This is a genomic window from Coleofasciculus sp. H7-1, assembly GCF_057473865.1.
Map to the genome: position 1 here is coordinate 1 of NZ_JBYCCT010000058.1, position 5797 is coordinate 5797.

9 protein-coding genes are annotated in these 5797 nt (G+C 43.9%); 6 read left to right on the forward strand and 3 right to left on the reverse strand.

Annotation, left to right across the window (positions count from 1 at the left end):
• The first annotated feature begins 698 nt into the window (after nucleotides 1-698).
• Both AC2VDX_RS14990 and AC2VDX_RS14995 read left to right on the forward strand, forming a co-directional pair.
• Nucleotides 699-851, forward strand: coding sequence for a hypothetical protein (locus AC2VDX_RS14990; RefSeq protein ID WP_378181078.1), 153 nt, complete (start codon nucleotides 699-701; stop codon nucleotides 849-851).
• Nucleotides 852-934: 83 nt separating this feature from the next.
• Entirely contained in the window at nucleotides 935-1060 is a 126-nt protein-coding gene (locus AC2VDX_RS14995; RefSeq protein ID WP_486928190.1) for a hypervirulence associated TUDOR domain-containing protein, read from the forward strand.
• 133 nt (nucleotides 1061-1193) lie between these two features.
• Here the strand turns inward: AC2VDX_RS14995 and AC2VDX_RS15000 are convergent, their stop codons facing one another.
• Nucleotides 1194-2183: a pentapeptide repeat-containing protein gene (locus AC2VDX_RS15000; protein ID WP_378181072.1), complete on the reverse strand. Its 990-nt coding sequence runs from the start codon at nucleotides 2181-2183 to the stop codon at nucleotides 1194-1196.
• Nucleotides 2184-2877: 694 nt separating this feature from the next.
• Nucleotides 2878-3117 carry a hypothetical protein gene (locus AC2VDX_RS15005; RefSeq protein WP_378181070.1) on the reverse strand — a complete coding sequence of 80 codons (240 nt, stop codon included), beginning with the start codon at nucleotides 3115-3117 and terminating at the stop codon, nucleotides 2878-2880.
• A gap of 176 nt (nucleotides 3118-3293) precedes the next feature.
• Between AC2VDX_RS15005 and psb32 the strand changes: the two genes are divergently transcribed.
• On the forward strand, nucleotides 3294-4019 hold the full coding sequence (psb32, locus tag AC2VDX_RS15010) for a photosystem II repair protein Psb32 (protein WP_378181067.1): 726 nt from the start codon (nucleotides 3294-3296) through the stop codon (nucleotides 4017-4019).
• Here psb32 and AC2VDX_RS15015 read toward each other — a convergent pair.
• Complete coding sequence (locus AC2VDX_RS15015; protein ID WP_378181063.1) at nucleotides 4016-4399, reverse strand: DUF4346 domain-containing protein; 384 nt, start codon at nucleotides 4397-4399, stop codon at nucleotides 4016-4018. The two genes, psb32 and AC2VDX_RS15015, sit on opposite strands and share 4 nt — an antisense overlap.
• A gap of 557 nt (nucleotides 4400-4956) precedes the next feature.
• Here AC2VDX_RS15015 and AC2VDX_RS15020 point away from each other — a divergent pair.
• The 3 genes from AC2VDX_RS15020 (at nucleotide 4957) to AC2VDX_RS15030 (ending at nucleotide 5667) form a co-directional block, all read left to right on the forward strand.
• The gene (locus tag AC2VDX_RS15020; RefSeq protein ID WP_378181060.1) at nucleotides 4957-5181 is read left to right on the forward strand and encodes a DUF433 domain-containing protein; all 225 of its coding nucleotides are present in this window, start codon (nucleotides 4957-4959) and stop codon (nucleotides 5179-5181) included.
• A gap of 22 nt (nucleotides 5182-5203) precedes the next feature.
• Nucleotides 5204-5407 carry a helix-turn-helix domain-containing protein gene (locus tag AC2VDX_RS15025; protein WP_378181057.1) on the forward strand — a complete coding sequence of 68 codons (204 nt, stop codon included), beginning with the start codon at nucleotides 5204-5206 and terminating at the stop codon, nucleotides 5405-5407.
• A 62-nt stretch (nucleotides 5408-5469) separates the two neighbouring features.
• Nucleotides 5470-5667, forward strand: coding sequence for a hypothetical protein (locus tag AC2VDX_RS15030; protein WP_378181054.1), 198 nt, complete (start codon nucleotides 5470-5472; stop codon nucleotides 5665-5667).
• The last annotated feature ends 130 nt before the right edge of the window (nucleotides 5668-5797 follow it).

Sequence of the window (5797 nt, forward strand, 5' to 3'; positions counted from 1 at the left end):
CTTTCCTTGATCGTAAGCAGTGGAGCGAGGTGGAACTTGGTCTCTTAGATACAGTTGTCCGTGTCTAGTCATTGTGTTTCCTCCTTGTTGATTACCGTTGTGTGTGGCACTGGTTTTGACTACCTCGATTGAAATTTCCGTATTTCTTGCTTCCAGATTCCACAAAATTGAATTTTCAGTGCTTCTAATTAGCTGAGCTTTTTGAAAAATCTTAAAGAAGAGGTCTGGTTGTCGATCTAGGAAGAGTCGCGGAATTCGGATTCCTCAAAATCGATTTGGAATTTACCCTGCTCATCAGTAATGGCGTTGCCAAATAAAATTTGCAAAATCCTAAAATGTAGCTTTAGCAAACAATCTTTGTTCCCAAATCACAGCAAAATCATTTATTAGAGATTTTGGATGTTCATGAATATTTCGTTATGTTTTTGGAAAAAGGTAATTCCAGAAAAATGGTATCTAATTAGACGATTTAAAATTGCAGATTGTGGCAGATTGGATAGTAATTAATTTCAGCAATTTAAATCGGCAATAACAAAACAAAAGGGTACTGCTCCCATCTAATACTAATTTTCAGGTTTCCAGCCAAATTCCTTTGCTTTACAGATATAACCTTTGCTGAAAGTTCCTTGCCAGCCGCTTATTTTTGGTAACTCAGTTGAGTGTCACTCGATTGTGCGACTTGAAAAATTTTTAATATTATGCTACTAAAATCAAGCAATTGGGCGCGATCGCTACTGGGGAAATTTGAGCGCGAACCAATGTATAGAGCTGCGATCGCATATAGGCAACCAACCACCTACAAAAGGCATATTTGTGGCGGCATTCGGGCTGCTAATCTGCAATCAGACTGATTACTCCCTGGAAATCAGCCCCCAGAATGTGACAGTTAGTAGATAAAGAAATATTACGCAGGAGTCGAACTTTGAGCGCTCAATTGAAGAAAGGCGACAAAGTTACATGGAAGACTTCACAAGGTGAAACCAGCGGCACCGTGAAGAAAAAGCTCACTTCACCTACAGATCAGGACTTACGCAAAGCTTATACATATAGCGTTTTGTAGGGGCAATCCCCCTGTGGTTGCCCCCAGATGTGGTGATGTGCGGCGAGTCCTGACCAATTACCTCTTAGTTCATGTTGTAGCATTCACAAATAGAAATGGTAGAAGTATCGCCAGGGATGCCAGCCAGCGCCGCCTATTCGTGAATTGTTCCATCAGGGAGGATTGCATCCGTTAAGATTGCTTCTCGCCAATCAGAGTCTTCCAGGTAGGCTCCCCGCAGGCTAGCTCCAGTCAAGTCGGCTCCACGCATTTCTGTCACATTTAAGTTAGCTCCCCACAAGTAGGCTCCCCGCAAACTTGCTTTACTCAGGTTGGCTTCACGCAAGTTTGCCATATTCAGGTTTGCCCCTGTCATGTCAGCTTCACTCAAATTGGCTTCACTCAAATCTGCCTTACTTAAGTTCGCTTCACATAAGTCTGCTTTGGTAAGTGAAGCGTGAGTCAGATTAGATGCATGCAAATTTGCCCTAGATAGAATCGTTACACGCATCTGGGCGGAAGACAGATTTGTGGCTGTCAGGTTGGCACCACTCAGATTAGCTCCACTCAGTTTGGTCTCGCTGAGGTTGACTCCATCCAAGTCTATGCCATTGAGATCGACGCCATTTAAGTAAGCTGCTCTCAGGTGTACGCCGTTGAGTATCGTTCCTCGCATCAATGCGCCGCTCAATCTGGCTCCACTCAGGTTTGCCCAACTTAGATTGGCATCCACCAGGTTAGCCGAACGCAAGTTTATCCCCCGCAGGTCTGCACCACACAGGTTGACTCCGCACAAGTTTGACAAACGCAGATTTACTGATGTCAGGATTGCACCACTCAGTTTTGCTCCTAGCAGCACCGACTTAACGAGGACAGCTCCTCTTAAGTTGGCTTTTGTTAAGTCTGTCTCTATGAATTTTGCTTCGTTCACTTTGGCAAAACTCAGATCGGCTCGATGCAGGGAGGCTCCACTGAAGTTTGTTCCGATTAGGACTGCGCGACTCAGGTTTGCCGCTGATAGATGCGCTCCCGAAAAGTTTGACCCAGATAGATTTGCTCTTTCCAGGTTTATCCCTATAAGATTTTCTCCACTAAAATTCCTTTGTCCTTCTTCATAGCGCTGTTTTAGTTCTTGTGCATCCATATGATTTCTCCAGATTCTCTCAGCGATAACTTGCCTATTTTTAGAGTTCCCAAATAGATCGCCAAAAATACGTTAACTTTTGGATCATTTTTTTGATGTAGGTAGTTTAAGATTTATGAAAATTTTTACATGGAAATTAAGACAATGCGATCGCTCTGTTGATGTCTCCATTTCTTTTACTGAAGCGAACTGAGTTTTGCCACTCCAGAGGCGATCGCTATCTTTCCATTGCTAGGAGCGAGACGAACTTCAGCCCTAAACTAAAGTTTGGGCTAAAAGCTCGCAACCCGTTTTAACTGACATCTTGCACCATTCTCAACAAGCCGCCAATCCCGCCCGGAACTCAAGTTCCGGGCTAACACAATCAAGTCCATTAAAATGGACTGAAATTCTTCCCCAGTCCACGAAACGTGGACTTGAGCTATAAGCTGTGGGGTTTGAACCCCTGGCGGATTATTACAACTGGTGCAATATCTGAGTTTTAACGGGTTCAACGGCTTACCAGTAAGCTAAAGCTTATTTTAGCTTCTGGCTGTGAAATTTATTTCCAGGCTTTTTGCGTCAGTGCCATTCAACTTAGGTTGGGGTTTCATGCCTCAACCAACCTACTCTGTCTAAGATAAACACAAGCAGGATACAAAAGAAGCGATCGCATCATCCCAAACCGCTGCGGTTACTCAAAGGATGCGATCGCTCAAAACGGAATATCATCGTCGTAGTCAATCTCATTGGAAAACGGATCGAACGGGTTTGGCTGAGAATTTTCTGGTGCTGTTTGCAGATCGATCCAGCGCTTCGCCAACTCCAGCGCCTCTGCCTCTGTTTTGGCATTATGGACGGGAATCAGACATTCTCCACCAGCACTCCAAACCTGAACGCAGAATACTGGTCGTGCTTCGATCAGCCAACCCCTGTAAATTTCTGGTGAACTCATAGCTGACACCATCCAGAGCGATTTTATTGATTATTTTGCTAACCTATCGCGCTCACTTTCGATATAGCCTGAAAAAGGCTATTTTTAAAAACTAACACGTTCACTTCACCGAAAGTGAGTTTTCGGGGAGTTTGTGTAGTATTTTTTGAAAAAAGTCATTTTTGTCATTTCATCCAATGAAACAATTCCACACCCAAGTCTTTCCTCGAATAAAATACCAGACGCGCCTGATAGTAGCCATTGCGCTGATGGTTCTGGCAACTCAGCTGATAGCAGCGCCAGTAAATGCTACAGGCGTTTATCAAATTCCCAATGTAGCAGCAGGCGATCGCAACTGGATTCTCGATAAAGCTGAAGTCCTCAGTCGCCTTACCGAAGGTCAAATTAACACCGAGTTGGATAAATTAGCCAACGAGACAGGCAATCAAGTGCGATTTGTGACCGTCCGCCGCCTCGATTATGGTGAAACAGTGGAAAGTTTTACCAACCAGTTGTTTGAAAAATGGTTTCCCACACCAGAAGCGCAAGCCAATCAAATTTTACTGGTGATTGATAGCGTCACAAACAACACTGCCATTCGCACGGGTGAAAAGGTAAAGTCTGTCTTGAGCGATGATATCGCCAAGAGCATCGCCGAGGAAACCATGCAAGTGCCATTGCGGGAAGGCGACAAATACAATCAAGCTTTCTCGGATGCAGGCGATCGCTTAATTGCCGTACTATCAGGTGAGCCAGACCCAGGTCCGCCGGAAGTCAAAGATACGGTTAACGTAGAAAGAACGTTTAAAAAAGCAGAAGAAACCGACACTGGCAACGCGACTATCTGGGTGGTTGGCTTACTGCTTGCTGCCACTGTCATTCCGATGGTGACTTACTTTTGGTATCAAGGCTTCTCAGGCTAGTCTTGAACGTACTCCTGCCCATTAATTAGAGCAAACTCAGCCCTGACAAATTCGCGCCCCAAATAAGCGGCATGATCCAGCATTGTGACTGGGGAGGACTGAGTTTGCTCAAAAATTTTGACGCAAAGTTCCTTAGCGGTTCTGCCAGTATAGACAGCGGTGTGGGTACGTTCTACCTTGCCTCGCACCGGGATGGGTTTGCCAGTTTCGGGATCGACAGCTAAACCACGTTCGTTAATTACATTTGTGAAATGTTTAGCACAAATTAGCCCCGCTTCCCGATCCAGGTAAATGATGAAATATCCAGCCGGATCGAGGTGAATATGACGCTTGGAAAGCTGGTTATCAATGGCAGCTAAAGTTAAAGCAGTTTGATTCATACAAAATCAGGCATTATCCAAACACTATTTTTCCACATATTTTCAGTTTAATGCCTTCTCTCTTTTTGCGGTCTAACGGCTATTGCCTAACAGCTGATGCTAACGCCTAGCGGCTGGTCTGGCTTTTTACGTTATCTTTTGGCTGAGGGCGATCGCCTATTCGACACTATCTCCTAGCTTGATTTAGCAATCAGTCATTTTGATTAGCCGAAATATTTTGATAGTAAAAGAAGCGCTTGAGTATCTGTCACTTAACGATTAGGTTGATGATGTGGACGGTAGCGAAGCGGTATTGCTCTAAAGCGCTGACGCGCATGGCGAGAGCTAAAGCAAATTGCGTCCTGTTCGCTGACAGGTAATGTTTTTAGAGGGAGCGATCGCCAGTTCCTTTATAACTCAATTATTCCTACCAAACTTCTATTAAACAAATACTATTAATTATCGCTCACCGACAACCTCGTAACTACCCTACCTTACCATTGCAGCTTAACGGCATTAGACCGCTTTCAATCAACTATGTCTTACAATCAATATACTGTACAACTTTGTGGGACTTTATGGACAGAATCTCGGTTAACACTCAAATTCACTTTGGTAAACCTTGCATAGCAGGTACACGCATCACCGTGCAAAGTGTACTTGAATTGCTCAAGGAAGAACTTTCCTTTCAAGAAATCATTCGAGATTACTATCCCGATTTACAGGTTGAGGACATTCGTGCCTGTCTTCAATATGCGATCGCGCTGGTAGCTGCTGAAGATGTTCGCCTCGTACCTGCTTGAGAATGAGATTTCTACTTGACCAATGGGTTACGAGCTTTTGCAAATGTTATCTGATGCCTTTGGTGAACCTGTTGATAAAGGTAATCTTAAATCTGTTTTAGAACGGCAAGGAAATCAAAATATTTCTTTTGGTAATAACAATATTCTTGGTTATATTAATATTGGTCCCGATCGCTCCACTGCTACTCCAGAGAAAAATCAGTTTGAAACTTTCAATCTTAAGTAGATGGATATAACTATTTGTAGGATGGGTAGAGCGACTAAGCGTTACCCATCAAACCCTCGTCTATGTTGGGTTTCGTTCCTCAACCCAACCTACATCAGATGCGCGAGTTTAATTATGTCTACCTACTTAATCGCACAAAAAATCAAAATAAGCTTGAAACAATTGCTAAATTACGGCAGTTTGGCTTAAGCGATGAGCAAATTGCAGGGGCGCTAGAGCTACCTTTGGAGATAGTTAAGCAGGTAGGCTTGGAGGGGTGAGTACAGGGCTATTTCATTCTAGACAGAGAGGGTGAAATCCAGTAAGCTAAAGCTCAACGAATTTTTCTTATCGAGCTATGAGAACGCTTGCCATTGTGGAAGCCTTTTCCAGTTTGCCTGACGCACGACG